The organism is Brevundimonas sp. NPDC007368 (assembly GCF_042869015.1).
Classification (GTDB): Bacteria; Pseudomonadota; Alphaproteobacteria; order Caulobacterales; family Caulobacteraceae; genus Brevundimonas.
Map to the genome: position 1 here is coordinate 250,593 of NZ_JBIAFA010000004.1, position 26,120 is coordinate 276,712.

Genomic DNA, 26,120 nt, shown 5'->3' on the forward strand with positions numbered 1-26,120 from the left:
CCCCGCTTGTGCAAGCCGTCGCGAACACCGATCTTCGGGCCATGAGCAAGACGCCCAAAACCTTCAAGGTGTCGAAAACCCGCTGGAACGAGGTGGTTCTGGTGTGTCGCAAATGCTCGAAGAAGCTGGAGGGCGGCTTCGGGCCCGATGGCGACAAGACCCTGAAAAAGGCCCTGCGGCGCTATCTGCACGCTGGCAAGGGTCGCAAGGCGGATCTCGCCGTGGTCGGCGCCGACTGCTTCGATGTCTGCCCCAAGAACGCGGTCGTGGCCGTCAACGCCCGCCGCCCCGAGGAACTGCTGATCGTGCCCGCCGGGGCCGACCTGTTCGAGGTCAAGGCGCGGCTGGGTCTGGACGACGGACGCCGCCTCAAGCCGCCCGTGCCCGCGCCCGCCGCCGAGACGACTTCCTAAAGTCGAAAAGCCGTGTCAGAGGCAGATCATGGACACGACCCGTATCGAGAAGCGTATCGGCGTGAACGCGCCGTCGGACCGCATCTGGGAGATCCTCAGCGATCTCGAAAACTGGCATAGCTGGAACCCCTATGAGACCGGGGTCGCCGGCGCCCTGGCCTTTGGCGCCGGCATCAGCCTGACCGAGGCCCTGCCCGGCATGGCGGAACGCCAGGTCCAGGCCCGCCTCGGCGACTGGCAGCCCTACGCCCAACTGGTCTGGGCCGAGAAGCGCGGCTTCATGTTCAACGCCATCCGCTACTATGAGATCGAGGAGTTGGAGCGCGGCAACTGCATCGTCGCCAACGGCGTGATCTTCTCGGGCCTGCGCGGCGAACTGTTCCACGACAAGCACCGCAAGCTGATCCGCGGCGCCTATGAGGACATCGCCGAAGCGCTCAAGCGCGCCGCCGAGGGATGAAGACGCGGGCGGCTCAGCCGCCCTTCATCATGTCCTGAATGTTGATGATCGCCGGTCCCAGGATGACCACGAACAGCACGGGCAGGAAGAAGACGATCATCGGCACGGTCAGTTTGGCCGGCAGGGCGGCGGCCTTTTTCTCTGCGGCGGCCAGACGCAGTTCGCGATTTTCCTTGGCCATCACCCGCAGGGCGGAGCCCAGCGGCGTGCCATAGGTCTCGGCCTGGGTCATGGCCGTGGCGACGGCGCGGATGCCGGGATGATTGGTCCGCTTGGCCATCCCCTCATAGGCCATGCGCCGGTCGGGCAGATAGGAAAGCTCGGCCGACAAGAGGCTGAGTTCCTCGGCCAGTTCGATCGACTGGCCGCCGACCTCCTGGCTGACCTTCTGAATCGCCGCCTCGATGGACATGCCCGACTCCACGCAGATCAGCAGCAGGTCGAGGGAGTCGGGGAAGGCCGCCACAATCGACTGACGCCGTGACGCGATGCGGTTCTGGACATAGATGTTCGGGGCGTAGAAGCCCGCCGCCGCTGCGAACACCAGGACGCAGAGCTTTAGCGTCAGGGTCATGCCGAAGTCGTTGACCACGAACAGGTAGAGGCCCGTCAGCACCATAAAGATAAAGGGCGTGGCGAAGCGGAAGAAGTAGAAGGTGGTCAGAGGACGGGGCCCACGGAACCCCGCCTGGATCATGTTCTCGGCGACCTTGGGGTCTTCCAGCAGCTGGGTCAGGTTCAGACGGTCGACGACGCGCTTCTTGAAGCCTTCATCCGAGTGACGCAGCGTGGCCGGGCTGCCGGCGCCGCCCTTCATGGCCTGCCGCGAACGGCGCTTCAGCTCCTCGCGGCGCTCGCCCACCGCCTTCATGCGCTTGTCCAGACGCGCGCCCCCCGTGAAGGAACTCAGCAGCGTCAGAACGCTGGCGAAGACGGCGACGCCCACGCCGATGCTCAGCAGGTTCTGAGGGTCGGTGATAAATCGCAAAAAGCTGTCCACGGCGTCCTCCCCCTCAGAACTTGAACGAGATCATGCGCTTCATCATGAAGATGCCGCAGCCCATCCAGAGCCCCGCCCCCAGAAGCATCGCCTGGCCGCGCATGTCGGTGAACAGCAGCATCATGTAGGCCGGGCTGGAGATCATCACGAGGATCATGACCACCGGCGGCAGGGAGCCGATGATGCCGGCCGAGGCGATGGCTTCAGACGACATGGCCTTGATCTTTTCGCCCATCATCCGCCGCGCCCGAAGCACCGACGTCAGGTTGCCGAGCGCCTCGGCCAGGTTGCCGCCGCTCTTCTGCTGGATGGCGATGACGATGGCGAAGAACTTCAGTTCAGGAACCGGCATGCGCTCGAACATCTTGTCCAGCGCCTCACTCAGCGTCATCCCGACGCCCAGCCCTTCGACCAGAAGCTGGAACTCTCCAGCCAGGGGCTGCGGGCTCTCGCGCGCGATGATCTTGAAGCAGTCGTGGACGGGCAGGCCGGTCTTGATGCCGCGCACCAGGATGTCGACGGCGTCGGCGAAGGCGAGCGAGAACTGCTTCATCCGCTTCTTGCCCCTCATGCTCACGACCCAGCGCGGCATGCCCAGCCCCATGGCCACGCCGACGCCCAGGGCCAGCAGGGGATTGAGGCCGAGCACGAAGGCCGCGGCGGCGCCGATGACGCCCAGGACCACGCTGATGATGATGAAGGTGCGCAGGCTGATCGGCAGGTCGGCCTGCTTGAGCTTGGCGCTCAGGGTCATGCGCGCCTTGCGGTCGCGCCGATCAACCTCCTGCAGCTGCTGCATGATCTGCTTGCGGCGCGCCTCGGGCGTGTTGACCACGGCGGCGCGCTTGCCGGCCGGTTCAGCCTTGGCCGCGCCGATGGACTTGGCGCGCTTGACCGCCTGGGCCGACGTATCGTCCCCGCTGACAAGAACCCAGCCCACGCCGCCGATGGTGATGAAGGCGAGGAACGCCGCGAGAATGGGAAGCATCAGGCCCTACTCCGCCGCGTCCAGGGCTTCGGCCAGTTCGCGCTCCAGCCCGTAATAGCGCGCGCGGTCCCAGAAACGCGGACGGGCGATGCCGGTCGAACGGTGACGGCCGGTGATCTTGCCGTGAGCGTCCTCGCCCGTGATCTCATAGACGAACAGGTCCTGGGTCACGATGACGTCGCCTTCCAGGCCCACCACCTCGGTGATGTGGGTGATGCGGCGCGAGCCGTCGCGCAGACGCGCCGCCTGGATGATGACGTCGACCGAGCCGACGATCATCTCGCGGATGGTCTTGGACGGCAGACCGTAGCCGCCCATGGTGATCATGGACTCCATACGGCTGATGGCTTCGCGGGGCGAGTTGGCGTGAAGCGTGCCCATCGAGCCGTCGTGGCCGGTGTTCATGGCCTGCAGCAGGTCAAAGGCCTCCGGGCCGCGCACCTCGCCGACGATGATGCGTTCGGGACGCATCCGCAGACAGTTCTTGACCAGATCCCGCATGGTGATCTGGCCCTGACCCTCCAGGTTGGGCGGACGGGTTTCCAGACGCACGACGTGGGGCTGCTGCAGTTGAAGCTCGGCGGCGTCCTCGCAGGTGATGACGCGCTCGGTCGGGTCGATGAAGGCCGTCAGGGTGTTGAGCAGGGTCGTCTTGCCGGAACCCGTACCGCCCGAGATGACCAGGTTGCATCGCGCCGCGCCGATGACGCCCAGGACACGCGCGCCCTCGGGGCTGATGGAGGCGTACTCCACCAGGTTCTTCATCGTCAGCTTGTCTTTCTTGAACTTACGGATCGTCAGCGTGGGGCCGTCGATGGCCAGCGGCGGGGCGATGACGTTGACGCGCGACCCGTCGGGCAGGCGGGCGTCGCAGATGGGGCTGGATTCATCGACGCGACGGCCGACCTGCGACACGATCCTCTGGCAGATGTTCATCAGCTGGGTGTTGTCGCGGAAGCGGACGTTGGTCAGTTGCACCTTGCCGCCGACTTCGATGAAGACCCGCCCGGCGCCGTTGACCATGATGTCGGCGATGTCGTCGCGCGCCAGCAAAGGCTCCAGCGGGCCGTAGCCGAGGACGTCGTTGACGATGTCCTGGACCAGGTGCTCCTGCTCGGCCACCGACATGGAGACGTTCTTGATCGCCACCAGTTCGGCGACGATGTCGCGGATTTCCTCGGACGCCGTCTTCTGGTCCAGCTGGGCCAGTTGGGACAGGTCGATGGTGTTCATCAACGCGTTGAAGATGGTCGTCTTCGTGGCGTGATAATAGTCGGACTGCTCGCGGACGATCTCGGCGACCGCCTGGGCCTTCTTCAGCTGTTCCAGACCGGCCGTCGCGCGCGGCCCCTTGACCGGGCCGCCTGGCGCGGGCGCGGCGGGCGCGGGCTGCGGGCGGGCGGCCAGGGCGTCCAGCCGATCACCGCTTTCAGGCGCAGCGCGCGCAGGCGCTTCCAGTTCTTCAAGCGAAAATCCGTCGACCGGCTCGAGCGGGCGCGTAACCGCCGCCGCCGGCTGGGGAGCCGGCACGGGTCGCGGGGCGACCGCGACGCCGGGCTGGGCGGTGCGCTTGCCGAACATGGCCTCAGCGCTTCTTGCTGAACAGAGAGGCGAGCAGAGAGCCGCCCTTCTTGGCCGGCGCCCCGCCCTTGACGGGCGAGGTCGGCAGTTCGCGCCGAGACACAATCTGAGCCAGGGTTTCGAAGGCCTCCGCCGACTTGGTCTTGGCGCCGGCCTCAACGATCATCTGACCGTTGTTGGCGGCCGCGCCGAACACCTTGGCGTCAAAGGGAATGATCAGGCTGGGATGGATGCCCAGGGCCGAGCCGAAGTCCTTGGCCGGGATCTCGGGACGTCCCGGCACGCCGACCTGGTTCAGCACCAGACGCGGAGGGGCGTCATTGGGACGGCCCTGCTTGATCAGGTCGATCATGTTCTTGGCGTTGCGCAGGCTCGCCAGATCGGGCGTCGCCACGATCACCACCTCGTCGGCCGAGATCAGGGTCTTGCGCATCCAGCCCGACCACAGGTGCGGCAGGTCCAGCACCACGAAGGGCGCGGTCGAACGGATCCGCGTGGTCACCTCCTCGAAGGCGTCCGGCTGAATATCCCAGTCAGCGTCCAGAGTGGCGGGGGCCGCGAACAGGCTCAGCTTGTCCGTGCAGCGGACCATCATCCGGTCCAGCAAGGTGGCGTCCAGACGGTCCGGCTGGCTCAAGGCGTCGGCCACCCCGCCAAGCGGATCCTGATTGAAGTCCAGGCCGGCGGTGCCGAACGGCAGGTCGTAGTCGACGATGACGGTGTTGACGCCGATCCGCTCGCTCATGGCGTAGGCGGTGTTGTGAGCCACGGCCGAGGCCCCGGCCCCGCCACGCGCGCCGACGAAGGCGATCGAGCGCCCGACGAAGGGCTGGGCCGGGTCAGCGAACAGGCCGCCGATGGCCGAGATCAGCTGCAGCGGCTGGACCGGCGCGACCAGATACTCGCTGACGCCGCGCCGCATCAGCTCGCGGAACAGAAGGATGTCGTTGGTGGCGCCGATGATCACCACCTTGGTGCCCGCGTCGCAGACCTCGGCCAGCTGGTCGATCTCCCAGAGCAGGGTCTGGGCATCCTTCATGCTTTCGACGACGATCAGCGGCGGGGTTGGCTCCGACCGGTAGGCTTCGATGGCGGCGCCCACGCCGCCGACCCGGATCTGGGTCGTGGCCCGCGACATGCGGCGGTCCTGTCCCGCGCGCTCTGCCGAAGCCAGGGTGTCTTGACGCTCCGCGAAGACGTGAACGGCGATGCGCGGGATCGACACCTCGACCGAGGCGCCCGATGCGATCGACAGGCTGGACGGCTCATAGGTCGCCAGAACAGGGGACGAGGGCGCGACCGGAACGGCCGCTTCTTCCAGAGAAACCTGCGACGCCGACGCCACGACCACAGCGGCCGCCGCCGTCTCCGTCTCGGCCACCAGTTGGCCGACGGGATTATAGGAAGCCGCTGCGTCCGCAGACGGCTCGACCACGTCGAACTGGGGCGCGAACGGCAAGGACTCGACCGGCGTCGCCGCGACGGCATCGACGAACTCGTCATCCATCTCGAACGCGTCCAGCGAATCGAAATCCTGTGCGGCGAAGGGCTTGGTCATCTGCATCACTCCACAGCGCGGGAAACACGCGTTCCCATGACCAGTTCTTCGCGACCGGCCGCAGTGGGCTCGCCCTTGACGTACTGATCGAACACCACGGCGCGGCGCTGAGCGTCGGCGGGGGTTATGGCCCTCGGCGAAACGATGTCGCGAGGATCGGCGATCTGAGCCGCCAGATTGGCGGTAACCGCGCACCCGAAGTTCGCGGCCGACTGATTGTCGCCGGTGCGGGTCAGGCTGCCCCACTGGGTTCCGCATTGCGGCACAGCGGCGCGCACGGTCTCGAACCCGGCCAGGATCGGCGCCCGAGGATCGGGTCCGGCATAGCTGACGACGCGGATCATGTGGTCCGGCGCGCCGGCGGCCACCAGCCCCGCCTTGACGTTCCACGCCGCTTGCTGGGCGACGGGATCGCCTCCGGCCGGAGCTTCGACCACAAGAGCCGACGCGCCTTCGACGGCGAAGCGCGCCACCAAATCGGCCAGCGCGGCCTGCTGGGCGCCGGACAGCCCGGTCTCGTGCACGGCCAGGGCGATACGGTCCAGGCCCGGCTCGACCTGCAGGCTGTATCGCGAGGTCGGCGTCAGCGGGGCCTCGCCGCCCAGGCTGGCGGGACCGCCCGCGCAGCTCGCCAGCAACAGGCCGCCGAAGGCCAGGGTAGTCGACAGGGTGACGAGGGATTTGGCGGTTCGGGTCATGGCGCTCACTCGATCACATAGCCGACAGGACCCCGCCACCCCGCACCCGCCTGGGCGGTGGGAGCCGGCGACCCGTAGGCCTGGTTCAGCTGACCAAAGAAGATGGTTTCGGCGTCCTGGGCGATGCGCAGGCCGTCGGCCGGCGTCTGCATCCGGCCCGGCGAAGTGGGGCTGACGATATAGGGTTCGACGATCACCACCAGTTCGGTCTCTCCCATCAGATAGTCGCGCGAACGGAATAGCGAGCCCAGGACCGGCAGGTTGGTCATGCCCGGCAGCGAGTCCACTGTCTGACGCGTCGATTCCTGCAGCAGGCCGGCGATCATCATCGAGCCGCCGGACGGAATTTCGATGGTGTTCTCGCTCCGGCGGACCGACAGGCCCGGCAGGCTGATCGACGACGCCGTGCCGGCGCCGATGGTCAGACCGCCCTGCGGCGTCAGCTCGGACACCTCGACCTTGACCTGCAGCGAGATGCGGCCGCCGGTCAGGACGACGGGGCGGAACGACAGGCCCACGCCATAGGGTTTGTACTCGACCGTGATCTGGCCTTCCTTGTCCCGCCCGGCGGGGATCGGGAACTCGCCGCCGGCCAGGAAGCTGGCGGCCTCGCCGTTGACTGACGTCAGGTTCGGCTCGGCCAGGGTGCGCACCAGACCCACGCGCTCGAAGGCCTTGATCGTGGCGTTGCCCTTGTTAAGCCCGTCGGAGCCAGGGCCGGTGCCCGGCTGGGCGGTGTCCCAGTTCGACGGATCGCCCGGAGCGCCGCCGTTCACCGTCGTGGGGCACATGGCGTCCGCCGGCCAGCCAGGGCCGCAGGGCATCTGCATCTGATAGTTCTTGGTGGTGTCCCGCGACACGCCGCCGGTGATCCCGCCCAGCAGTTCGCCGTTGACGCCCCAGGTGGCGGCGTTGCCCAGCAGCCACTGGGTGTCGCCGATCCGGCCGATCACCGCCTGGGTGTCGAAGCCCAGTTGCTTGACCGCGCTGCGCTGCACCTCGACCACACGAACCTTCAGCGTCACCTGGTCAGAGCCGGCCACGCTGATCATGTTGACCACCTTCTCCGGCGCCGAGACGAAGGCGCGGGCCACCTGGGCGGCGCGCTGGGCTTCCGCCGGGCTGGCGGCGGTGCCCGTGAGGATGATGCTGTCGTTGACGGCTTCAGCGCGGACGTTCGATCCCGGCGAGACCCGGCTCAGCGTGTCCTGCAGCGCGCTGGTCCCGGCGTCGACGCGCACCCTCAAAGCGAGGATGGTGCGCCCCGTGGCATCGAGGAAGACGGCGTCGGTCTCGCCCGCCGCCACGCCGATCACGGTGATGCGGCGCGGCGAATGCAGCATGGCCTCGGCCACCTGCGGGTTCGACACGATCACGTCGCGCGCGTCCGCCGGGAGGTCCACCGCGAAGGAGGTGCCGCGCGGCAGGTTCACCATTTGCGGCCCCGCCCCCGTCGAGACGGCGGCGCGGGTCTGGGCCAGGGGCGCCGAAGCGGCCCCGCCCAGGACGATCAGGGAGGCGCAGGCCGCCGCGATCAAACGATTCATGCCGGGTTTCCTCATGGGACGGCGACCGCTTCGGCCTGGCCCTCGCGATAGACGCGCACGACGCCGCCCGAAGCGGCGGCGTTTCCTCGACTCGTTGCGCCGGCGACGCGGCCCGACGGTCCCGCGGTGTCGGCGTAGGAGCGCAGCACCAGCGACAGTTCGCCTTCGGACTTGGCCAGGGCCAGAACCTCGGCGTCCCGCGCGCTGACCTCGAGGGTCGCGGTGGCGCCGACCACAGCCTGGGCGTCCTCGGCGGCGCGCGTGGCCTGATCGATGGCCAGGACCTTGACGTTCTGCATCACGGTGGCCGCGACGAATTTCGAGGTTTCCCCTCCGGCGGCTCCGCTCGGCAGCTTGACCTCGCGGGTCAGCAGCACGTCGGCCCGGTCGCCCGGCAGGATGAAGCCGCCCGCGGCGGTCTCGACCGTGACGCGAATGGCCATGGCCCTCATGCCCGGCTCAAGATAGGCCGCCATATAGCCGCTGTCGCCGGCCCGCACGATCTTGCGGGCGACAATGGGCTCTCCGGCCAGAATGGGTTCGCGGACGACGGAGCCTATGAAGTCTGCCTTGGCGCCGCCGGTGGCCAGGTCGGTCGCGGCGCGGGTCACGCGGGCGGCGGCGCCTTCAGCCCTGGCGGGCTTGGCGTCGTCCGCCTTGGCCGGGGCCTTGGCCTCGCCTTCGGCGGGCGGCGCGGCGGGAACCGGCACGCTGCCGTCCGTGATGAAGACGGGATTGACCTCGGCGACGGGCCAGTCCTTCCACGCCAGGTCGGCGTCGGTCAGGCGGCGGCCAGGCTCCAGGTCCTTGGCGGCGACCAGGACCTTGGCCATGGGCGGGGCCTCGACGGCAGCGACGGCGGTCGCGGTCGGCTTGCCCGACGAGCCCATGGCTCGCACGACCAGGGCCAGGCCGATGGCCGCGAGGGCGGCTATACAGATGACGGCGATTTTGGCGGGCTTCATCGACGGTCTCCGGCAGGCGCGGCGACGTTGATTCAGATCTTCGCCCTCTGCCGTTAACGACAATGAGGCCCGTCGGTTAACGCGCCCCTAAGCGGCCCGACGCCGCATCAGCCGCCGATGAAGGCGCGCACCAGGGGGCTGGACGGATAGGCCAGCAGGGCGCCGGCGGCTATGGCCACGCCATAGGGGATGTCCCCCTTGGGCTGCATCAGCCGGGCGACCCAACCAGGCCCGTTCAGGGCGAAGACCTGAAGCCGGGCGCGCGCCAGCAACAGCATCAGACAGAAACCGCCGCCGACCAAGGCGGTGTAAAGAACAAAAGGTCCCGCGCCCGAATAGCCGAACCAGAGGCTGGCCGCCGCCATCAGCTTGGCGTCGCCCCCGCCGACCCAGCGCAGGGCGAACATGCCCATGCCGATCAACAGGGCGACGAAGCCGACGGCCAAAGCCGTCGCCAACTGCGTCAGCGAAAGACCCAAGACCAGGGCCGCCGGGAAGAAGCCGAGGATCAACACCCCCGAGATCCAGTTCGGGATCTTCATGGTCGTCAGGTCGTGGAGACCGGCGACGATCACCAGCACCGGCATGACGCCCAGCAAAACGAGAGAGAGTTCAGTCATGCCGTCCACACTGCGCGGGAACCTTTAAGGTCCCGTTGCCGCCGATAGCGACACCCTGGACAAGGAAAAGGCCGGAACGTTTCCGTTCCGGCCCCTGCCCCTCAAGCCTGATGTCAGGCCAGAAGAATGCGATTACTGAGCGCCTTCAGCCGCACCGATCTCGTCGTTCACGGCTTCGAACGTGCCCTTGAGCTTGCCGCCCAGGGTGCCGACAGCAGCGATGATGGCGACGGCGATCAGAGCAGCGATCAGGCCGTATTCAATGGCCGTGGCGCCCGATTCGTCGTTGGCGAAGTTCTTGATGAAGTTACGCATGATTGTCTTCCTTCTTTGTCTAAGCGAGCAACAGTTCCACCACCAGGGTCACCGGCTTTGCCCGCTTGACCCCCGTTTGCATGACGACAATGCGCCGACGATCATTAAGGCCGAGTAAAACGACCCAGGCATCTCGGATTATTTGATGGTTACTGGTCTGTTTACTATAGATTTAGAAGAGTTTGCCCGCCTCACCCTCACATTCAGGATTTCTTGATCTTTCGAGGTGAAATTTCACGCTCAGCGCCCGCGCGCGCCCATTCTTTTCAGTCGGAGCCGCCGCCCATGCCCAGCACCTTCAAGAGGCTCGTCGTCGGCTCGGCCTCCGCGCTGCTCGCGCTCACCGCCGTCACCGCCGCTCAGGCCCAGGCGCGCCCGCTGAACGTCGAGATCGACCACGCCACGCGCGTGCAACTGCGGGCGCCGGCCGGTTCGGTGATCGTGGCCAACCCCAAGATCGCCGACGTCACCGTGGTGGACGCCAACACCCTGTTCATCACCGGAAAGGGCTACGGCGTGACCGAGATCGTCGCCGTCGACGCCCTGGGCCGCCCCCTGTTCCAGAGCCAGGTGGTGGTGAGCGCCGGCTCCTCCGGCTCGGTTCGCGTCTGGCGCGGAGCCCAGGCGACGGAAATGGCTTGCGGCGCCAGTTGCTCGCCCAGCGTCCGGGCCGCCCCGGCGCCCTGATCCATGGCAGGGCCGTCTTCTCGTTCGAGCCGCCTGTCGCCGCCGCGTCGTCGCAAGCGCGCGCGCGAGGGCTCCACGGCGGTCGAATTCGCCATGATCGCCCTGCCCTTCTTTCTCCTGCTTTTCGGCATCCTCGAGATCGGGCTGCTGCTGCTGCTGGACGCCGTTGTGGAGACCGCGGTGTCCGACGCCGGCCGCCTGGTGCGCACTGGCCAGGCCCAGCAGCAGACGCTGACGGCCGAAGACATCAAGCGGAGGCTGTGCGAAAACATGAGCGTCTTCGCCGCCGACTGCCCGACGCGATCCTTCATCGACGTCCAGGTGGTGGATAGTTTCAGCGACCCCATCGCCCCCGACCCGCTGGCCTCAGGCGTGTTCGACCAGAGCAAGCTGGTCTATCAGCCCGGCGGCCCCGGCGACCGCATCCTGGTGCGCATCTGGTACCAGCAACCGATCGCCACCCCCTTCATCGCCCAGGCCCTGTCGAGAACCAGCGACCACAAGGTCTATCTGACGACCTCCCTGGCCTTCCGCAACGAGCCCTATCAATGAGCCCGCGCCTTCGGTCCGGCGCCTTGCTGCGCTTCTGGCGCGATCGCCGCGGCGTCTCGGCCATCGAGTTCGCGCTGATCGCACCGGTCATGCTGGTGATCTACTTCGGCCTGATCGAGATCTGCCAGGGATACATGGCCAATCGTCGCGCCAGCCACACGGCCTCCATCGTGGCCGACCTGGTGGCGCAGGCCGACGAGACCTCGACGAAGGATCTGACCAGCGTCTTCGCTATCGGTGACATGATCATGCGCCCCTTCTCGGCCGCCGACCTGTCCATCCGCGTGTCCAGCGTGACCATGGACGCCAACGGCGTGGCCCGCATCGACTGGAGCCGGGGCAATGACAAAGCCCTGGTCGCCCTTACCAAGAACTCGACGGTGAGCGATCTGCCGCCCGGCCTGATCGAACGCGGCGAAAGCCTGATCCTCGGCGAGACCGAGTTCAAGTACACCTCGGCCTTCGCTCAGGTCATCAAGCATCCGATCGATTTCAAGCGCAGCTACTATCTGCGCCCGCGGACCCAGGACCGGATCGCCTGCACTGACTGCTAGCCGCCGATCAGGGCGTCCCGGAGCGCGCTAATCTTGGCCTCGGTCTCCTCGCGCTCGGCGCGAGGATTGCTATCGGCGACGATGCCGGCGCCTGCCAGGGCGCGGAAACGCCAAGCGTCCGCCTCCCGCTCGAACGACGCGGTGCGGATCAGCACCGAGGCGGTCAGGACGCCGTCCCCCGCCAGGCCCAGACCGAACAGGGAGCCGCACCACGGCCCACGCGGCGCCTCGTGGCCCGCGATCACCTTCATGGCCTGATGCTTGGGGGCTCCGGTGATCGAGCCGGGCGGAAAGGTCGCCTCCACCACCTCGGCGACGCCAACGCCGGGCCGTGCAGTCGCCGTGACCGTCGAGACCAAGTGATGCACGGTCGGATGGTTCTCGACCTCGAACAGCCGCTCGACCCGCACAGAACCGGGGACCGCGGCCCGCGCCAGGTCGTTGCGCATCAGGTCGACGATCATCAGATTCTCGGCCCGGTCCTTGGCGCTGGCGACCAGTTCGGCGGCCAGGTCGGCGTCGCGCGCAGGATCGGCGTGGCGCGGCCGCGTGCCCTTGATCGGCCGGGTCTCGATCCGGCCTGACGCGGGATCGAAGGTCAGGAACAGTTCCGGCGAGTTGGACACCAGGGCCCGCCTCCCCAGCCGCCAGAAGGCGCCATAGGCCGCGCCCCGCTCGGCCGACAGGCGCACAAAGACATCGAAGGGATCGCGCCCGGCCTCCAGCCGCCCTCCCCAGGCGCGAGCGATATTGGCCTGAAACAGCTCACCCGCCGCGATGCGGCCCACGACGTCGGCCACGGCGGCCTCATAGGCTTCGGGTGACGCCTCGCCGGCGAAGGCGGCAGCGGGCGCAGACGGCATCGAGAGTTCGACCGCTTCGCTTCGCCAGTCGGCCGCTCGCCGCGCCTGAACCTCCGCCTCGGCCTCATCCGCGCCGCGGCCCACCGCCAGGACCTCTCCCGCCATATGGTCGAACGCCAGCAGGGCCGGATAGCGGGCCAGCATCAGGTCCGGCCAGACTTCGGCCCGCGCCCCCGTCGCCGGGCGCGCCCCCGCGTCATAGCTCATCAGTCCGACTACGCCGCCGCCCGCGAAATCGCGGTCGCGCAGGGCTTCGAACGGCGCTGACTCGCCAACCGCACCCACGAACACCCGGTCCGGCTCGCAGGCGACGAAGGACCAGCGCCCGCCGTGCGCCGAAGGGTCGCCCGCCCCGGCCAGAAGCGCCAGCGCGCCCTCACGCCGGTTCAGCGCCGCCGCCACGGCCAGAGGCTCGCACCAGTCCAGCCACGCGATATGGACCACCGGCAGGCTCATGCCGTCAGCCGCGCCCGGATGCGCTCGGCCAGGGCGGCGTCCACGCCCAGAGCCTGCTCCAGATAGCCCTCGATCGACCCATGCCGCGCCGTAATCTCGGCGAAGGCGCCGTCCAGATAGTCGGCCTCGACGCCGAGGAAGGCGACCACGGCCCCGTGCGAGGCCGGACGCCCCGTCATCTCGGTCAGCTTCCTGGCGATCCCCTCGGCCCGGCCTTCCAGATCGACGGCGACATTGGTCAGCAGATAGTCGCTGATGAGATCGTCGCGCGAAACCCCCAGCAGGCTGTGGGTCAGGGCCGCCAGAAGGCCGGTCCGGTCCTTGCCCGCCGCGCAGTGGATCAGAACCGGCCCCCCGACCTCGGCCAGGGCGCGGAAGTAGCGGGCGAACAGGTCCACATGCGCCGCCTCGAACGGCAGGCGACGATAGGTGTCGGTCATGAAGGCGCGGCCCGAGGCCTCGGTCAGATCGGCGCTCTTCAGGAAGGTGATGTGGGGGGCCTCGCCGCCGTCGTCGTGGACGCTCTCGATCACCCGCCCGGCCCAATCGGCCGGTCGCCGCGACGGCTGTTCGCGACGCTCGCTGGGGCGGCGCAGATCCACGACGACCGCCAGGTTCAGTTCGGCCAGCCGCGCCAGATCGGCCTCGGTCGCCCGCGCCTGATGGGCCGAACGATAGAGACGCCCAGACGCAATCCGGCCGTCGCCGACAGCGTAGCCGCCATAGTCGCGGAAATTGTCGATGGCCTGAAACGGCGAAAGGCGGTCGCTCATGACCGCCTTCCTAGGACTATTCACGCGCCAAGGCTAACGGGCGCCGACCAGACCGGACATAGCGTCCAGATAGGCGACGAAGGCGTCGCGGCCCGACTCGGTCATGGTCGCGCGTGTCAGAGGCTTGCGACCCTGAAAGGTCTTGGCCACCTCGACGAAGCCCGCCTCCTCCAGCTTGCGCAGGTGCACCGACAGATTGCCGTCCGTGGTCTGCAGGCGGGCCTTCAACTCGTTGAAGTCCGCCGTCCCGACGCCAGACAGATAGGCCATGATCCCCAGACGCACCCGCCCATGGATGACCTCGTCGATGCGGCCGATGTCAAAGGCGTCAACCGTATCTGTCGCCATCAGATCACCTCCGAGGGTTCCTGACGCACCAGCAGGACGCCGGGAACGAGGGCGAACAGGAACAGGCCCGCCGCATAGCCCAGCCACATCAGCGGGCTGCCCGTCAGGAAGGCGATCAGGGGCGCCGCGATCCAGCAGCCAATGGCCAGCTTCCACTGCCACTTCTGGTCGCTCATGGTCGCCGACACGGCCCAGCCCGAGCCGTAGAGGGCGAAGATGAGCGATGGGAAGATCAGCGAGGGAATCGCGCTCTGCGTCTTCCAGCCGATGACGGCCATCGACAACGACATGACGAAGACGCCGAGGCCGACGCCCATCCAGCCGGCGCCCGAGGCGCGATTGGCCGCCGACTGGGCGCCGGGCTTGCCGCCGGTCTGGCGGATCTGCCAGATCAGAACTGCACAGAAGGCCAGCATGGCTCCGCCCCACAGGACCGCGTAGGCGACGGGCGGCACGGCGAGAATTCCGCTGTCGATGCCATAGGCCACGACCGAGGCCAGGCCGAAGATCAGACCCGCCGAAATCAGAATTCGACCACCCAGGAGCGGCGTCTGACGCCCCTCCTGGGCCAGGGCCTTCATATAGGCGATGTCGTCGTGGACGGACTGCACTTGATCGCGGGTCATGGCGTTTCTCCCTGCCTGTTGAATGGATAGTGCGACAAGAACTTTATGTTGTAAAGTTCTTTTTCTAGGACGAGGCGCGCGACGCATGGCAGGCCTTGGCCATGCGCGTCGCCTTTCATCACATCGCCTATCAGCCCCTGTCCGTCTGCAACGCCCTGTCGATCGACCGGCTGGAAGCAACCGTGCGTCGAGCCGGGCTCAAACCCGGCGCGGCGGTCATGGACATCGGCTGCGCCTATGGCGAGGTGTCGATACATCTGGCCCGCGCCATGGACGCGCGCGTCACGGCCGTCGAACTGGATCCTGTCATGGCCGAAGGCGCAGAGGCGCGGGTCCAGGCGGCGGGACTGTCCGAGCGGGTCGCCGTGCGGCGCGAGACCTCTGCGGCGGCGCTGGCCGCCCTGCCCCCGTTCGATCTGATCGTCGCCATCGGCTCGACCGAACCGGCGGGCAAGGGCGTGCGCGAACCCGCCGCCGTCTTCGCCGCCCTGAGCCGGCATCTGACGCCGGGCGGCGCCCTGTTGTGGGGCGACCTGTTCTGGAAGGAGGAGCCGCCCGCGCCCTTGCGCCAGCTGGTCGAAACCGGCGGCTACTACGTCAGCCACGAGGCCTGGCAGGCCGCCGCGCGCGAGGCGGGCCTCGAGGTCGTTTCGGCCGAGATCAGCGGCGAGGCCGAATGGGCGACCTATCGCACGGGCATGGAGACGGCGATCGCCGACTGGCTGGACGCCTGCCCCGACCACGCCGACGCCCCCTCGGTGGCGGCCACGGCGCACCGCATCAAGATGATGTTCGACTTCGGCGAACCCTACCTCGGCTTCGCCCACTACCTGTTCCGCAAGAACTGAAGCGCCAAAGCAAAGGGCGCCCGGAGAAATCCCCGAGCGCCCTGATCAATAGACCGCCACTCTTGCGCTCAAGCAGCGCCGCGCGGCGAGCGATAGCGCCCTTCTCTTACCGGAAAGGCGGCTCATCAAACGCGCGCAGCTTGCGCGAGTGCAGCTTGGCGCCCTCGGCCCGCAGCAGGTCCACCGCCTGGATGCCGATCTGCAGGTGTTCCGAGATCGAGCCTTCGTAGAAGCGGTTGGCCTGACCCGGCAGCTTGATCTCGCCATGCAGCGGCTTGTCCGAGACGCACAGCAGGGTCCCGTAGGGCACGCGGAAGCGATAGCCCTGGGCGGCGATGGTGGCCGATTCCATGTCGATGGCGACCGCGCGGCTCTGGTTGAAGCGCAGGGCCGACTTGGAATAGCGCAGCTCCCAGTTGCGGTCGTCGGTGGTGACGACGGTGCCGGTGCGCAGGCGCTTCTTGACCTCTTCGCCCGGCGCGCCCGAGACCAGCTTGGTCGCGTCATAGAGGGCGCGCTGCACCTCGGCGATGTTCGGCACCGGAATGTCGGCGGGCAGGACCGCGTCCAGCACGTGGTCGTCGCGCAGATAGGCGTGAGCCAGGACATAGTCGCCGATGGTCTGGCTCGCGCGCAGACCGCCGCAGTGGCCGATCATCATCCAGGCGTGCGGACGGGTGACGGCCAGATGGTCGCAGATGGTCTTGGCGTTCGACGGCCCCACCCCGATGTTGACCAGGGTGATGCCCTGACCGTCGGCCCGCGTCAGGTGATAGGCGGGCATCTGATGGCGGCGCCAGGCCGCGTCCATGATGGCGCGTTCCGGGTCGGGGGTCTCGCGGTCGATGACGACGCCGCCGGCGCACGACAGGGTCTGATAGACGCTGGTCGGATCGGCCAGTTGGGCGCAGGCCCAGCGCACGAACTCATCGACGTAGCGGTGATAGTTGGTGAACAGGACATAGGACTGCACATCCTCGACCGGCGTGCCGGTGTAGTGGCGCAGACGGGCCAGCGAGAAGTCGGTGCGCAGACCGTCGAACTGGGCCAGGGGGAAGTCCTCGCCCGGCGCGAAGAGGCCGTCCGAGATCTCGTCGCCGATGTGGGCCAGATCCGTGGTCGGGAACCAGCGGGCGATAGCCGCCGTCATGGTGCTGTCCAGCGCCACGCCCGAGCCGTCCAGCACATAGGGGAAGGGGATTTCCTGATCCGAAGGCTCGACCGTGATGGTGACGCCGAACTCGGTCGTCAGCAGGGTCAATTGCTCCAGCAGATAGTCGCGGTACAGGTCGGGACGGGTGACGGTGGTCGTATAGACGCCGGGCCGCGACAGGCGGGCGAAGGCCCGCATCTCGAGGTCATGGGGGCGGTCGCCGAACCAGCTGACGGTCAGTCGCGGATAGGCGAACAGGCCAGCGGCCCGGGCCTCGGGATCGGCGCGCTCGCCGGTTTCGAGGAAGCGCTTCACTGCGGTGCGCAGGTTGGCGACGGATTGATTGTAGAGGGTTTCGAGGCGGTCCAGCGCCGCCTGGGGGGTCATCTTGTCTGTCATGACTTCCTCTAGCGGAAAACCGTGACCATGGCGAGACGGGGGAAACACAAGGACACGACTGTTGACCGGACGGCGCGGAAGGCGTTCCGCTGTCACCCAGGAGGAACCCATGTCCAGACGCCTGATTTCAGCCGCCATCGCCCTGCTGACGCTGAGCGCCGCGCCCGCCATCGCCGAGGTAAAGTCGGCGACGCCCGGGGGATTCGAAGTCGGCGGGTCGGTGACGATCAGCGCCCCGCCCGCCCGCGTCTGGGCCGTGCTGAGCACACCCGACGCCTGGTGGAGCCGCGACCATCGCTGGTTCAGTCACTCGATCCTGTCCCTGGACCTGGCGCCCGGCGGTTGCTGGTGCGAGAAGGCTGCGGACGGCCGGACCTCGCGCCATCTGGAGACGGCCCTGGTCGAGCCGGGCTCCAGGCTGGTGCTGCGCGGGGGGCTGGGACCGCTTCAGGGTCAGGGCGCGACCGGCGGCCTGACCTTCGACCTCAAGGCCGAGGGCGAAAACAGCGTCCTGACCTGGTCCTATATCGTGGGCGGTTATACGCCCGGCGGGCTTGAAGCCTGGGCCGCCCCGGTTGACGGCGTCCTGTCGGCGCAACTGGTCAATCTGAAGACCCGCGCCGAGTCCGGCGACTAGATCAGTTCGCGGCGGAAGAAGGCCGCTGCGGCCTGCGTCAAACCAGCGTCGTCCGACCGGACGAGGCTTTGCACCTGGCCGCCGACCGCTTCGATCCGGCGCGCCAGCACGACCGAGGCCGGGTCCCGACCGCCCAGCCAGAGCGGCGGCCCGCCGGACCGGACATAGGCCTCGGGCCGCGTCGCGGTCAGGTCCCGCGCCGAAGCCGCCGGCCGGTCCATCGCCCCCGCCGCCCGGATCAGATCGGGCCGTCCCCGCGCGGCCATGTAGCGTCGGTCAAGGGCGAGCATCAGGGCGACGTCCGCGCTCGCCCCCAGGCCCAGCACGCCCAATCGCGCGGCGTCGCCTCCGAACGTCTGCGCCCGCGCGGCGACCCACGCCGTCGCCAGGCCCGCATCTGCGACCACGGCTCGCGGTGGCCTCCCCGCCATCCGCAAGCCCGCCGACACCACGACGACACCGCCCCTCGCCAGTCGAAGCGCCGCGACGCGTGTCCCGCCGAACACCACCAGAACCGGCAGCCCCCGCGCGCCGCGCGGCGCATGGACCTCGATCGTCTGATGCGGATCCTCGCCATAGCGCAGGCGACTGTTCCGACTTGCGGCCTTCGCGCCAAACGGCGCGACCAGCAGACCGCCAAGCAGGGAGACGAACAGGCCTCTGCGGGTCATGGCGCTCCGACGATCAGGAAAACTCGCCCTTTTAGGCATGAGGCGAGACGTTTGCTCAATCCCACTCGGGCGCCTTCGGGCCGAATGTCACGCTTCACTCATCGTTTTGTCGTAAAATATTTACATTGAAAAAATTGAGCGCATAATTCGCTCTGAAGTCGGAGCGAATTCCGGCCAAGGGAGGATATCGCATGCGCCTGATCGCCGTCGCCGTCTCGACCCTGCTGCTCGCCGGAGCCGCGCCTGTTCTGGCCCAGTCGCCCGAACAGAGTCCGCGGAGCCAGAGGCCGCAGCCGACGCGCGTCTCGGCCGTCCAGCCGCAGCGCGTGGTGTTGATCTGCGAGACCGACGCCGCCACCCGCACCGCCTTCACCCGGCAGTATGGCGCCGAACCCATCTTCCTGACCGCGCGTGAAGCCGCCGAGGCCAAGGCCGCCGGTCAGGGCTGGACCACCCCGCGCTGCATGACCGAGCGCGAGCATGGCCGTTACGTCCATCTGACCCAGGCCTACGCCGCCCACTGACCCACCAGTCCAAAACGACAAAGGGCGCGGCCGTCGCTGGCCGCGCCCTTCTCTTTGGTCGAATGTCCGGCCCTACTTGGCCAGATGCTTGTCCAGCCAGCCGAAGACCTCGTTGTGCCACTGCAGGCTGTTGGCCGGCTTCAGCACCCAGTGGTTCTCGTTGGGGAAGAAGACGAGCCGGCTGTCGATGCCGCGACGTTGCAGGGCGGTGAAGGTCGACAACCCTTGCGCCGTCGGGATGCGGTAGTCGAGGTCGCCCTGGACCACCAGCATCGGCGTCTTCCAGTTCTGGACGTGGTTGGCCGGGTTGAACTTCTGATAGCCCTCCGGGTTCTCCCACGGCGTGCCGCCGTATTCCCACTCGGTGAACCACAGCTCCTCGGTCGAATAGCCCATGCCGAAGGTATCGAAGACCCCGTCATGGTTGACCAGGCACTTGAACGCATCGGACCAGTTGCCGGCGATCCAGTTGATCATATAGCCGCCGTAGGAGGCGCCGAGCGCGCAGGCGTTGTTCCCGTCCAGGAAGCTGTACTTCTCCTGAGCCGCGGCCCAGCCCTTCTGCAGGTCTTCCAGCGGGCGGTCGCCCCAGTGCTGGCTGATCGCGTCGGTGAACTCCTGGCCGTAGCCGGTCGAACCGTGGAAATCGATCATCACCACCGCATAGCCGGCGCCCGCATAGGTCTCGGGGTTCCAGCGGTAGGACCAGCTATTGCCGAACGAACCTTGCGGCCCGCCATGGATCAGGAAGGCGACCGGATACTTCTGGCCCTCGACATAGTCAGCCGGCTTGATGACGAAGCCGTGCACCGTCTCGTCGTTCCAGCCGGGGAAGCTGAACTGCTCGAACTGGCCGAAGGCCTTGTTGGCCAGCTGCGGGTTCACATTGGTCAGGCGACGCGGCATCTCGCGGCCACGCCAGGTCTTGAAATAGAGGTCGCTGGGCGAGGTCAGGGTGTCGACCGCCATGACGAAGCCCGATGGCGTCTGGCCGAAGGCCGAGACATGACCTTCGCCCGTCAGGGGCATGACGGAGCCGTTGCGCGCATCAATGGCGAACAGGCGGGTCTGACCGACGTCGCCGGCGGTGGTGTAGAGGGTCTTGCCGTCCGCCGACCATTGCAGGCCGTCGGCCGAACGGTCCCAGTTGGCCGCGATCTGGCGCGTCTGGCCGGTAGAGACGTCACGCAGGAAGATCGAATACTTGTCGGCTTCGAAGCCCGGGCGGGCCATGGCGCGATAGGCCAGGGTCTGGCCGTCCGGCGAGAAGACCGGGCCGGTGTCCCAGGCGGGGTTGGCCTCGGTCAGATTGGTCAGTTGGCCGGGCGCCGAGACGGCGACGCTGTAGAGGTCGAAGTCCGTGCTCCACGGCTCGCTCTTGCCGGCTTCGCGGGCCGAGAAGACCAGCGAACGGCCGTCAGGGGCGAAGACGAACTCGCTCTCGTCGCCGAAGGGCTTGGAAGGGGTGTCGCCGTCAAAACCTTTCGTCACCCAGATCGGATCGCCGCCCGCCTTGCCGTCCGCGCCGATGGTCTGGACGAACAGGTGGTTCTGGGTGTGGTCGCTCCAGGTATCCCAGTGGCGCACGAACATGCGGTCATAGACCTGACCGGTCGACTTCACTTCGGCGGCGGCCTTGGCGCGCGCGACCGAAGCGTTGAGGTCGGCGGCTTCCGGATAGACGGCCAGGGACACGGCGACGGCGTCGCCCGCGGCGTTGACGCGATAGGCGTTGACGTCGGTCGGCAGGCTGGTGACTTGCGTGGCCGTCGCGCCCTTATCGGCCGAGACCCAGACCTGGCTCGACCCCGAACGGCCCGACAGGAAGTAGAGCTTGCCGTCGGCGCCCCAGCGGGCGGTGTTGGCGCCGCCCTCGGAAATGGCCAGCTTCTGCGCCTCGCCCTCGCCCTTCAGGCTCAGAATGTAGAGGGCGCTGGAGCGGCGGTTGGCCGCCACGTCCGTCTGGGTCAGCGAATAGACCACCCACTCGCCGTCCGGCGACACCTGCGGATCGCCCAGCCGATTGGCCGAGATCATGTCCTGATAGGTGAAGGCATTGGAGGCGGCAGGGGCAGCGACCGCAGCCGCGGGAACAGGCGCCTCGGCCAGGGCCGGCAGGGCCGAAGCCGTCAGCAGGGCGACGGCGCTGAGGCCAGACAGAAGATGGGGCAGGCGGCGCATGGACGCTCCTCAAGCGGATTTCGATCTGCCCGAAGGCCTATACCCCCATGCGCCGCCCGCAAAGTCCCGTTTTAGTTCTGCCCCTCCGCCGTCCAGCGCGCGGTCCAGTCCAGGATCTCCTGCTGCCAGTCGACCCAGGTCCGGGGCTTCAGCACCCAGTGGCTCTCATCCGGGACGTGGACGAAGCGGCTGGGAATGCCCTCGCGCTGCAGGGCCGAGAAGGTGGCCAGACCCTGCTCCATTGGCACGCGGAAGTCCTTGGACCCATGCAGCACCAGCATGGGCTTTCTCCAGTCCGCGACATAGGTCTCGGGGTTGAAGGCGTCGTACAGGTCCTTGCGCGTCCAGCTGGGGCCGCCGAACTCGTGGATGAAGTTGCCGATATCCATGGCGTTCATCAGCTGAGGCACGTCGAACACCCCGGCGTGGTTGACCAGGCAGCGCCACGGCCCGTTCCACTTGCCCGCGATGGTGTTGACCATATAGCCGCCGTAGGAGGCGCCGAGCGCGCAGGCCCGGTCGCCGTCGATCCACGGATTGGCCGACAGCGCGGCCTGCCAGCCCTTCTGCAGGTCCTCCAGCGGGCGGTCGCCCCAGTGGTCGTTGATGGCGTCGGTGAAGGCCTGGCCATAGCCCGGCGAGCCGTGAAAATTGACCATGACCACCGCATAGCCCGCCGCCGTATAGACCTGCGGATTCCAGCGATAGGACCAGCTCTCGGTCCACGGCGACTTGGGCCCGCCGTGGATCAGATAGACCGCCGGATACTGGCGGCCCTCGACATAGCCAGCCGGTTTGAACACCCAGCCGTGCGCCGTCTCGTTGTTCCAGCCAGCGAAGCTCAAGGGCTCGGCCTGCGGCAGGTCCAGACGCGCCAGAACCTCGGCGTTGTGCCGGGTCGCCTGACGCGCCGCGCCGCCGTTCTTCGCCACAAAGACCTGGGTCGGGGCGGTGAAACTGTCATGGGCGTAGGCCACGACGCCTGCCGCCTCGTCGAAGGCGTTGACCGCGCCGTCACCGGTCAGGGCCTTCACCGCACCGGTGCGGGCGTCGATCTCGAACAGGCGGTTCTGGCCTTCATCCGCAGCGGTGACGTAGAGGGCGCGACCGTCCGAGCGCCAGGTCAGGCCCGACGGCCCGCGATCCCAGTGGGTCAGTTGCCGGGCGTTGTCGCCGCTGGCGTCGGCGATCATGACCACGGCCTGATCCCCCCCGACGTTCTCGCGCGGCGAGGCCAGCCAGGCCAGGCGACGACCGTCCGGCGAGAAGGCCGGATTGCCGTCCGCGCCCTTGTTGCCCTCGGTCAGGTTGACCGGGGCGCCGCGGTCCAGCGACACGCGGTAGAGGTCGCTGTTGTTGGTGAACGGCTCGCCCGCGCCCTGCTTCTGGGTGCTGTAGATCAGGGTCTTGCCATCGCGCGACAGGGTGAAGTCGCCGTCGCCCGCCGCCACGTCGGCGTCCAGACCCGGCATCAGGTCACGCGCCTCGCCGCCGGCCAGGCCAGAGCCGTTCAGCGGCTGGCTGAACAGGTGGGTGCGACGCCCGTCGGCCCAGCGGTCGAACACCCGCAGCGGCAGGCGGTCATAGGCCTGAAGCCCGCTCTTGGCCCGCTCGGCCAGCCGGTCCTTGACGCATTGCAAGGTGGCGCAGTCGGTGAAGACCGAGACCGCCAGGATCAGCGAACGCCCGTCTTCGGCGATGCGGAAGCCCGAGACCTCGATCGGCAGGGTCGTCACCTGGGCCGCCGCCATGCCCTCACGATCGGCGCGCCAGACCTGGTTCGATCCGCCGCGCGAGGACAGGAAATAGATGGCCTGACCGTCCGGCGCCCAGCGCGCGCCCGAGACGCCGCCCTCGGAAACCGCCAGCTTGCGAGGCGGCGTCGCTCCGTCGATGTCGGCCAGCCACAGGGCGTTGACGCCCTTGTTGCCGTCCCAGTCGGTGGTGCGCACAGCGTAGAGGATGCGGCGACCATCGGGCGAGACGCGCGGATCGCTGACCCGCTCCATCATCGCCAGTTCCTTGACCCCGAGCCCGGCGCGGGCGGCGGGGGCCTCGACGGCAGGCGCAGCGGCGGTCTGGACCGCTTCACTCAGGGCGATGGCGGGCGAAGCCGCCGTCATCAAGACGCCGAAAGCGGCGGCCAGCATCCAGCGTGATTGCATCTTCTAACCCATCCCTGAAACAGCGTCGCAGGATTGATAGGCCGTCGAATCCCGCGCGCCAAGCCGCTTGCCGCCGCCGCCGGGAGCGGCGACAAGCAGGGTCATGAGTCCCGCCTCGTCCCATATCGTCGACGTGCTGATCGCCGAGCGCGCGCCGCGCCTGACGCGTTCCGCCGCCTGGCCGCTGGTTCGCCCCGCCCTCTATGGGTTGCTCGACTACGCCAAGGCCCGGCGCATGGCCGACGCCATCGGCCCGATGGCCGGGCGCGAGGCCCTGGACTATGTCTCCAACCTGCTGGAACTGACGGTCGAGACGCAGAACCTGAACCGTCTGCCCGCCACGGGCCGCTGCCTGGTCATCTGCAACCACCCGACCGGCATCGCCGACGGCCTGGCCGTGCACGACGCCCTGCGCACCGTGCGCGACGATCTGATCTATTTCGCCAACGCCGATGCGCTTCGCGTCTCGCCTCGCCTGGCGGAAACCGTCATCCCGGTCGAATGGGTCACCGCCAAACGCACCCGCGAGAAGACCCGCGCCACGCTGCAATCGGCCAAGGACGCCTTCGAGGCCGAGCGCTGCGTCGTCATGTTCCCTGCCGGGCGGCTGGCGCGCGTCGATGAGCAAGGCCGACTGACCGATCCCGAATGGGCCACAACGGCGGCGTCGCTGGCCCGTAAGTACGAGGCCCCGGTGGTCCCCATCCACGTCGCCGGGCCGACCAGCCGCCTCTTCCACCTGTTCGACCGCTTCTCCCAGGAACTGCGCGACATCACCCTCTTCCACGAGCTGCTGAACAAGCAGGGCCGCGCGTTCGACCTCAGCGTCGGCCACCCCATTCCGTCCGAACGGCTCGATATCGACGCGGCCAAGGCCACCGAGGCGCTGAAAACCTTTGTCGAGCGCGTCCTCTCGACCGACCCCGACGCGGTGTTCGCATGACGACCTTTGAACTGATCGACGCCGAGGCCACGACCCGCCTCGGTGAAGCCATCGCCCCCCTGCTGGAGCCCGGCGAGGCCGTCCTGCTCTACGGCCCGCTCGGCATGGGCAAGTCGACCCTGGCGCGCGGCCTGATCCGCGCCATGACCTCGCCCGACGAGGACGTGCCGTCGCCGACCTTCACCCTGGTCCAGTTCTACGAGAGCGATCCGCCCGTCGCCCATTTCGACCTCTATCGCCTGACCCGTCCCGAGGAGGCCTTCGAGATCGGTCTGGACGAGGCTCTGGACGAGGGCTGCGCCCTGATCGAATGGCCCGAGCGTCTGGGCGAAGACCCGGGCCGGATGCTCGGCCCTGACCGGCTGAGCATCACCATCGCCGAAGACGGCGAAGGCCGGCTTGCGACCGTTTCTGGCGCAGGGTCGTGGGAAGCGAAACTGAAGGAAGTCCATGTCTGACCGCGAAGCCCTCCGTCTCGATTTTCTGCGCTCGTCCGGTCTGGCCGAGGCGGCCCGCGCGCCCCTGCCCGGCGACGCCTCGACGCGTCGCTATGAGCGCCTGACCACGACCTCCGGCGCCACCCTGATGCTGATGGATCAGGCTCCCGCCGCCGAGAGCCAGCCCTGTGATCCGTCGTGGACGCCGGAGCAACGCCACGCCCACGGCTGGAACGCCGTCGCCCGCCTGTCCGCCGGTCGCATCGAGGCCTTCGTCGCCGTAGCCGCCCACCTCAAATCCCTCGGCCTGTCCGCCCCCGAGATCATCGCCGTCGACGCCCCGAACGGCCTGGCCGTGATCGAGGATTTCGGCGACGCCCTGTTCGCCAAGGTCATCAATGAGGGCGCCGAGGAGGCTCCCCTCTACCGCGCCGCCGTCGAGGCCCTGGCCGTCCTGCATGCCGCCCCGACGCCCGAGGTCCTGACAGGGGCTGCAGGCGACTGGCCCCTGCTAACCTATGACCAGACGGCGCTGCAAGGCGGGGCCGACCTCTTCGTCGAATGGCTGCCGAAGCTGATCCCGTCGCTGGCCTTCCATGAAGACGCCGTCGCCGAATGGCGCGCCGTCTGGGCCCCGATCACAGCGGCGGGCGAGGCGGGCGCCACCGTCATGGCCCATCGCGACTATCACGCCGAGAACCTGATCCGGCTGGACGGCAAGACCGGCGCCGCCTCGGTCGGCCTGATCGACTTCCAGGACGCGGTGAAGGACCACCCGTCGTGGGACCTCCACTCCCTGCTGCAGGACGCCCGCCGCGACGTCTCGCCGGAGTTGGAGACCCTCGCTCTAGACCACTACTTCACCCTGCGCCCCGACACCGACCGCGAGACCTTCATGGCGTCGTACGCCGGTCTGGCCGCGCTGAATGAGGCGCGGATTCTGGGCATCTTCGCCCGCCTGATCGCCCGCGACGCCAAGCCGAAATACGCCGCCTTCATGCCCCGCATGTGGGCCCACCTGAACGCCAACCTGAAGGCGCCCGGCCTCGAAGCCGTCGCCGCCTGGATGGACCGCCACGTGCCGGAGGATGTGCGTCGATGATCTTGAGACCCTCCGTCATCCCGGCCGCAGCGCAGCGAAGAGCCGGGACCCAGGCT

The 26,120-nt window shown here is 68.1% G+C and carries 28 protein-coding genes; 11 read left to right on the forward strand and 17 right to left on the reverse strand.

The genetic code is table 11. The features are described from left to right. Positions 1–41: 41 nt before the first annotated feature. Both ACFYLW_RS10405 and ACFYLW_RS10410 read left to right on the forward strand, forming a co-directional pair. Positions 42–413: a hypothetical protein gene (locus ACFYLW_RS10405; protein WP_312064222.1), complete on the forward strand. Its 372-nt coding sequence runs from the start codon at positions 42–44 to the stop codon at positions 411–413. 28 nt (positions 414–441) lie between these two features. Next, positions 442–873, forward strand: coding sequence for an SRPBCC domain-containing protein (locus tag ACFYLW_RS10410; RefSeq protein WP_292085254.1), 432 nt, complete (start codon positions 442–444; stop codon positions 871–873). A 13-nt stretch (positions 874–886) separates the two neighbouring features. Here the strand turns inward: ACFYLW_RS10410 and ACFYLW_RS10415 are convergent, their stop codons facing one another. The 9 genes from ACFYLW_RS10415 to ACFYLW_RS10455 all read right to left on the reverse strand — a co-directional run bounded on the left by ACFYLW_RS10415 (position 887) and on the right by ACFYLW_RS10455 (position 10,145). After that, positions 887–1,873 carry a type II secretion system F family protein gene (locus ACFYLW_RS10415; protein WP_292085251.1) on the reverse strand — a complete coding sequence of 329 codons (987 nt, stop codon included), beginning with the start codon at positions 1,871–1,873 and terminating at the stop codon, positions 887–889. Between the two features lie 13 nt (positions 1,874–1,886). After that, positions 1,887–2,861: a type II secretion system F family protein gene (locus ACFYLW_RS10420; RefSeq protein WP_292085250.1), complete on the reverse strand. Its 975-nt coding sequence runs from the start codon at positions 2,859–2,861 to the stop codon at positions 1,887–1,889. A gap of 6 nt (positions 2,862–2,867) precedes the next feature. After that, positions 2,868–4,442, reverse strand: a complete 1,575-nt coding sequence (locus tag ACFYLW_RS10425; RefSeq protein WP_312064223.1) for a CpaF family protein — start codon at positions 4,440–4,442, stop codon at positions 2,868–2,870. 4 nt (positions 4,443–4,446) lie between these two features. Beyond that, complete coding sequence (locus ACFYLW_RS10430) at positions 4,447–6,000, reverse strand: pilus assembly protein CpaE (RefSeq protein ID WP_292085246.1); 1,554 nt, start codon at positions 5,998–6,000, stop codon at positions 4,447–4,449. Positions 6,001–6,005: 5 nt separating this feature from the next. After that, positions 6,006–6,698: a CpaD family pilus assembly protein gene (locus tag ACFYLW_RS10435; protein WP_312064224.1), complete on the reverse strand. Its 693-nt coding sequence runs from the start codon at positions 6,696–6,698 to the stop codon at positions 6,006–6,008. 5 nt (positions 6,699–6,703) lie between these two features. Beyond that, complete coding sequence (locus ACFYLW_RS10440; protein ID WP_312064225.1) at positions 6,704–8,245, reverse strand: type II and III secretion system protein family protein; 1,542 nt, start codon at positions 8,243–8,245, stop codon at positions 6,704–6,706. 11 nt (positions 8,246–8,256) lie between these two features. Then, the gene (gene cpaB, locus ACFYLW_RS10445; RefSeq protein ID WP_312064226.1) at positions 8,257–9,210 is read right to left on the reverse strand and encodes a Flp pilus assembly protein CpaB; all 954 of its coding nucleotides are present in this window, start codon (positions 9,208–9,210) and stop codon (positions 8,257–8,259) included. Between the two features lie 107 nt (positions 9,211–9,317). Then, positions 9,318–9,830 carry a prepilin peptidase gene (locus ACFYLW_RS10450; protein WP_312064227.1) on the reverse strand — a complete coding sequence of 171 codons (513 nt, stop codon included), beginning with the start codon at positions 9,828–9,830 and terminating at the stop codon, positions 9,318–9,320. Positions 9,831–9,962: 132 nt separating this feature from the next. Next, positions 9,963–10,145: a Flp family type IVb pilin gene (locus ACFYLW_RS10455; RefSeq protein WP_312064228.1), complete on the reverse strand. Its 183-nt coding sequence runs from the start codon at positions 10,143–10,145 to the stop codon at positions 9,963–9,965. 285 nt (positions 10,146–10,430) lie between these two features. Here ACFYLW_RS10455 and ACFYLW_RS10460 point away from each other — a divergent pair, with 285 nt between their 5' ends. Genes ACFYLW_RS10460 through ACFYLW_RS10470 form a run of 3 tightly spaced genes read left to right on the forward strand, consistent with a single transcriptional unit; the run spans position 10,431 to position 11,938 of the window. Then, positions 10,431–10,832 (forward strand): pilus assembly protein N-terminal domain-containing protein, encoded by a 402-nt coding sequence (locus tag ACFYLW_RS10460; protein WP_312064230.1) that lies wholly within the window; start codon positions 10,431–10,433, stop codon positions 10,830–10,832. Between the two features lie 3 nt (positions 10,833–10,835). Then, positions 10,836–11,384, forward strand: a complete 549-nt coding sequence (locus ACFYLW_RS10465) for a TadE/TadG family type IV pilus assembly protein (RefSeq protein ID WP_312064231.1) — start codon at positions 10,836–10,838, stop codon at positions 11,382–11,384. Further along, complete coding sequence (locus ACFYLW_RS10470; protein WP_292085236.1) at positions 11,381–11,938, forward strand: TadE/TadG family type IV pilus assembly protein; 558 nt, start codon at positions 11,381–11,383, stop codon at positions 11,936–11,938. Before ACFYLW_RS10465 ends, ACFYLW_RS10470 begins: the two co-directional genes overlap by 4 nt. Here the strand turns inward: ACFYLW_RS10470 and ACFYLW_RS10475 are convergent. Genes ACFYLW_RS10475 through ACFYLW_RS10490 form a run of 4 tightly spaced genes read right to left on the reverse strand, consistent with a single transcriptional unit; the run spans position 11,935 to position 15,004 of the window. Beyond that, complete coding sequence (locus tag ACFYLW_RS10475) at positions 11,935–13,257, reverse strand: chorismate-binding protein (RefSeq protein WP_312064233.1); 1,323 nt, start codon at positions 13,255–13,257, stop codon at positions 11,935–11,937. The two genes, ACFYLW_RS10470 and ACFYLW_RS10475, sit on opposite strands and share 4 nt — an antisense overlap. After that, on the reverse strand, positions 13,254–14,030 hold the full coding sequence (locus ACFYLW_RS10480) for a tyrosine-protein phosphatase (protein WP_312064234.1): 777 nt from the start codon (positions 14,028–14,030) through the stop codon (positions 13,254–13,256). Before ACFYLW_RS10480 ends, ACFYLW_RS10475 begins: the two co-directional genes overlap by 4 nt. Before the next feature lie 33 nt (positions 14,031–14,063). Next, a complete protein-coding gene (locus ACFYLW_RS10485; RefSeq protein ID WP_312064235.1) occupies positions 14,064–14,378 on the reverse strand; it encodes a transcriptional regulator in 315 nt (104 codons plus the stop codon). Further along, the gene (locus ACFYLW_RS10490; RefSeq protein WP_312064237.1) at positions 14,378–15,004 is read right to left on the reverse strand and encodes a hypothetical protein; all 627 of its coding nucleotides are present in this window, start codon (positions 15,002–15,004) and stop codon (positions 14,378–14,380) included. Before ACFYLW_RS10490 ends, ACFYLW_RS10485 begins: the two co-directional genes overlap by 1 nt. A gap of 101 nt (positions 15,005–15,105) precedes the next feature. Here ACFYLW_RS10490 and ACFYLW_RS10495 point away from each other — a divergent pair, with 101 nt between their 5' ends. Next, positions 15,106–15,852, forward strand: coding sequence for a class I SAM-dependent methyltransferase (locus ACFYLW_RS10495; protein ID WP_312064239.1), 747 nt, complete (start codon positions 15,106–15,108; stop codon positions 15,850–15,852). 106 nt (positions 15,853–15,958) lie between these two features. On the opposite strand, the gene ACFYLW_RS10500 is transcribed toward ACFYLW_RS10495, so the two are convergent. Continuing rightward, positions 15,959–17,404, reverse strand: a complete 1,446-nt coding sequence (locus ACFYLW_RS10500; protein WP_292085230.1) for an AMP nucleosidase — start codon at positions 17,402–17,404, stop codon at positions 15,959–15,961. Positions 17,405–17,513: 109 nt separating this feature from the next. Here ACFYLW_RS10500 and ACFYLW_RS10505 point away from each other — a divergent pair, with 109 nt between their 5' ends. After that, positions 17,514–18,041 carry an SRPBCC family protein gene (locus ACFYLW_RS10505; protein ID WP_312064240.1) on the forward strand — a complete coding sequence of 176 codons (528 nt, stop codon included), beginning with the start codon at positions 17,514–17,516 and terminating at the stop codon, positions 18,039–18,041. Here the strand turns inward: ACFYLW_RS10505 and ACFYLW_RS10510 are convergent. Continuing rightward, positions 18,038–18,712: a hypothetical protein gene (locus tag ACFYLW_RS10510; protein WP_313471904.1), complete on the reverse strand. Its 675-nt coding sequence runs from the start codon at positions 18,710–18,712 to the stop codon at positions 18,038–18,040. The two genes, ACFYLW_RS10505 and ACFYLW_RS10510, sit on opposite strands and share 4 nt — an antisense overlap. Positions 18,713–18,903: 191 nt before the next feature. Between ACFYLW_RS10510 and ACFYLW_RS10515 the strand changes: the two genes are divergently transcribed. Then, entirely contained in the window at positions 18,904–19,236 is a 333-nt protein-coding gene (locus ACFYLW_RS10515) for a hypothetical protein (RefSeq protein WP_312064244.1), read from the forward strand. Between the two features lie 72 nt (positions 19,237–19,308). On the opposite strand, the gene ACFYLW_RS10520 is transcribed toward ACFYLW_RS10515, so the two are convergent. Together ACFYLW_RS10520 and ACFYLW_RS10525 are read right to left on the reverse strand one after the other, a co-directional pair. After that, a complete protein-coding gene (locus ACFYLW_RS10520; protein ID WP_312064245.1) occupies positions 19,309–21,417 on the reverse strand; it encodes a S9 family peptidase in 2,109 nt (702 codons plus the stop codon). Between the two features lie 71 nt (positions 21,418–21,488). Next, complete coding sequence (locus ACFYLW_RS10525) at positions 21,489–23,582, reverse strand: S9 family peptidase (RefSeq protein WP_312064246.1); 2,094 nt, start codon at positions 23,580–23,582, stop codon at positions 21,489–21,491. A 103-nt stretch (positions 23,583–23,685) separates the two neighbouring features. Here ACFYLW_RS10525 and ACFYLW_RS10530 point away from each other — a divergent pair, with 103 nt between their 5' ends. The 3 genes from ACFYLW_RS10530 to amgK are packed head-to-tail and all read left to right on the forward strand — an operon-like array spanning position 23,686 to position 26,064. Beyond that, entirely contained in the window at positions 23,686–24,525 is an 840-nt protein-coding gene (locus tag ACFYLW_RS10530) for a 1-acyl-sn-glycerol-3-phosphate acyltransferase (RefSeq protein WP_312064248.1), read from the forward strand. Continuing rightward, the gene (gene tsaE / locus ACFYLW_RS10535) at positions 24,522–24,983 is read left to right on the forward strand and encodes a tRNA (adenosine(37)-N6)-threonylcarbamoyltransferase complex ATPase subunit type 1 TsaE (protein ID WP_312064250.1); all 462 of its coding nucleotides are present in this window, start codon (positions 24,522–24,524) and stop codon (positions 24,981–24,983) included. Before ACFYLW_RS10530 ends, tsaE begins: the two co-directional genes overlap by 4 nt. After that, positions 24,976–26,064, forward strand: a complete 1,089-nt coding sequence (gene amgK, locus ACFYLW_RS10540) for an N-acetylmuramate/N-acetylglucosamine kinase AmgK (protein WP_312064252.1) — start codon at positions 24,976–24,978, stop codon at positions 26,062–26,064. The genes tsaE and amgK overlap by 8 nt, the downstream gene beginning before the upstream one ends. Positions 26,065–26,120 lie beyond the last annotated feature (56 nt).

Bases quoted from the DNA above. Each gene is read 5' to 3' on its own strand.
- ACFYLW_RS10405 (WP_312064222.1), top strand. From the start codon at position 42: ATGAGCAAGACGCCCAAAACCTTCAAGGTGTCGAAAACCCGCTGGAAC.
- ACFYLW_RS10410 (WP_292085254.1), top strand. From the start codon at position 442: ATGGACACGACCCGTATCGAGAAGCGTATCGGCGTGAACGCGCCGTCG.
- ACFYLW_RS10420 (WP_292085250.1), bottom strand. From the start codon at position 2,861: ATGCTTCCCATTCTCGCGGCGTTCCTCGCCTTCATCACCATCGGCGGC.
- ACFYLW_RS10425 (WP_312064223.1), bottom strand. From the start codon at position 4,442: ATGTTCGGCAAGCGCACCGCCCAGCCCGGCGTCGCGGTCGCCCCGCGA.
- ACFYLW_RS10430 (WP_292085246.1), bottom strand. From the start codon at position 6,000: ATGACCAAGCCCTTCGCCGCACAGGATTTCGATTCGCTGGACGCGTTC.
- ACFYLW_RS10435 (WP_312064224.1), bottom strand. From the start codon at position 6,698: ATGACCCGAACCGCCAAATCCCTCGTCACCCTGTCGACTACCCTGGCC.
- ACFYLW_RS10440 (WP_312064225.1), bottom strand. From the start codon at position 8,245: ATGAATCGTTTGATCGCGGCGGCCTGCGCCTCCCTGATCGTCCTGGGC.
- cpaB (WP_312064226.1), bottom strand. From the start codon at position 9,210: ATGAAGCCCGCCAAAATCGCCGTCATCTGTATAGCCGCCCTCGCGGCC.
- ACFYLW_RS10450 (WP_312064227.1), bottom strand. From the start codon at position 9,830: ATGACTGAACTCTCTCTCGTTTTGCTGGGCGTCATGCCGGTGCTGGTG.
- ACFYLW_RS10455 (WP_312064228.1), bottom strand. From the start codon at position 10,145: ATGCGTAACTTCATCAAGAACTTCGCCAACGACGAATCGGGCGCCACG.
- ACFYLW_RS10460 (WP_312064230.1), top strand. From the start codon at position 10,431: ATGCCCAGCACCTTCAAGAGGCTCGTCGTCGGCTCGGCCTCCGCGCTG.
- ACFYLW_RS10465 (WP_312064231.1), top strand. From the start codon at position 10,836: ATGGCAGGGCCGTCTTCTCGTTCGAGCCGCCTGTCGCCGCCGCGTCGT.
- ACFYLW_RS10470 (WP_292085236.1), top strand. From the start codon at position 11,381: ATGAGCCCGCGCCTTCGGTCCGGCGCCTTGCTGCGCTTCTGGCGCGAT.
- ACFYLW_RS10475 (WP_312064233.1), bottom strand. From the start codon at position 13,257: ATGAGCCTGCCGGTGGTCCATATCGCGTGGCTGGACTGGTGCGAGCCT.
- ACFYLW_RS10480 (WP_312064234.1), bottom strand. From the start codon at position 14,030: ATGAGCGACCGCCTTTCGCCGTTTCAGGCCATCGACAATTTCCGCGAC.
- ACFYLW_RS10485 (WP_312064235.1), bottom strand. From the start codon at position 14,378: ATGGCGACAGATACGGTTGACGCCTTTGACATCGGCCGCATCGACGAG.
- ACFYLW_RS10490 (WP_312064237.1), bottom strand. From the start codon at position 15,004: ATGACCCGCGATCAAGTGCAGTCCGTCCACGACGACATCGCCTATATG.
- ACFYLW_RS10495 (WP_312064239.1), top strand. From the start codon at position 15,106: ATGCGCGTCGCCTTTCATCACATCGCCTATCAGCCCCTGTCCGTCTGC.
- ACFYLW_RS10500 (WP_292085230.1), bottom strand. From the start codon at position 17,404: ATGACAGACAAGATGACCCCCCAGGCGGCGCTGGACCGCCTCGAAACC.
- ACFYLW_RS10505 (WP_312064240.1), top strand. From the start codon at position 17,514: ATGTCCAGACGCCTGATTTCAGCCGCCATCGCCCTGCTGACGCTGAGC.
- ACFYLW_RS10510 (WP_313471904.1), bottom strand. From the start codon at position 18,712: ATGACCCGCAGAGGCCTGTTCGTCTCCCTGCTTGGCGGTCTGCTGGTC.
- ACFYLW_RS10515 (WP_312064244.1), top strand. From the start codon at position 18,904: ATGCGCCTGATCGCCGTCGCCGTCTCGACCCTGCTGCTCGCCGGAGCC.
- ACFYLW_RS10520 (WP_312064245.1), bottom strand. From the start codon at position 21,417: ATGCGCCGCCTGCCCCATCTTCTGTCTGGCCTCAGCGCCGTCGCCCTG.
- ACFYLW_RS10525 (WP_312064246.1), bottom strand. From the start codon at position 23,582: ATGCAATCACGCTGGATGCTGGCCGCCGCTTTCGGCGTCTTGATGACG.
- ACFYLW_RS10530 (WP_312064248.1), top strand. From the start codon at position 23,686: ATGAGTCCCGCCTCGTCCCATATCGTCGACGTGCTGATCGCCGAGCGC.
- tsaE (WP_312064250.1), top strand. From the start codon at position 24,522: ATGACGACCTTTGAACTGATCGACGCCGAGGCCACGACCCGCCTCGGT.
- amgK (WP_312064252.1), top strand. From the start codon at position 24,976: ATGTCTGACCGCGAAGCCCTCCGTCTCGATTTTCTGCGCTCGTCCGGT.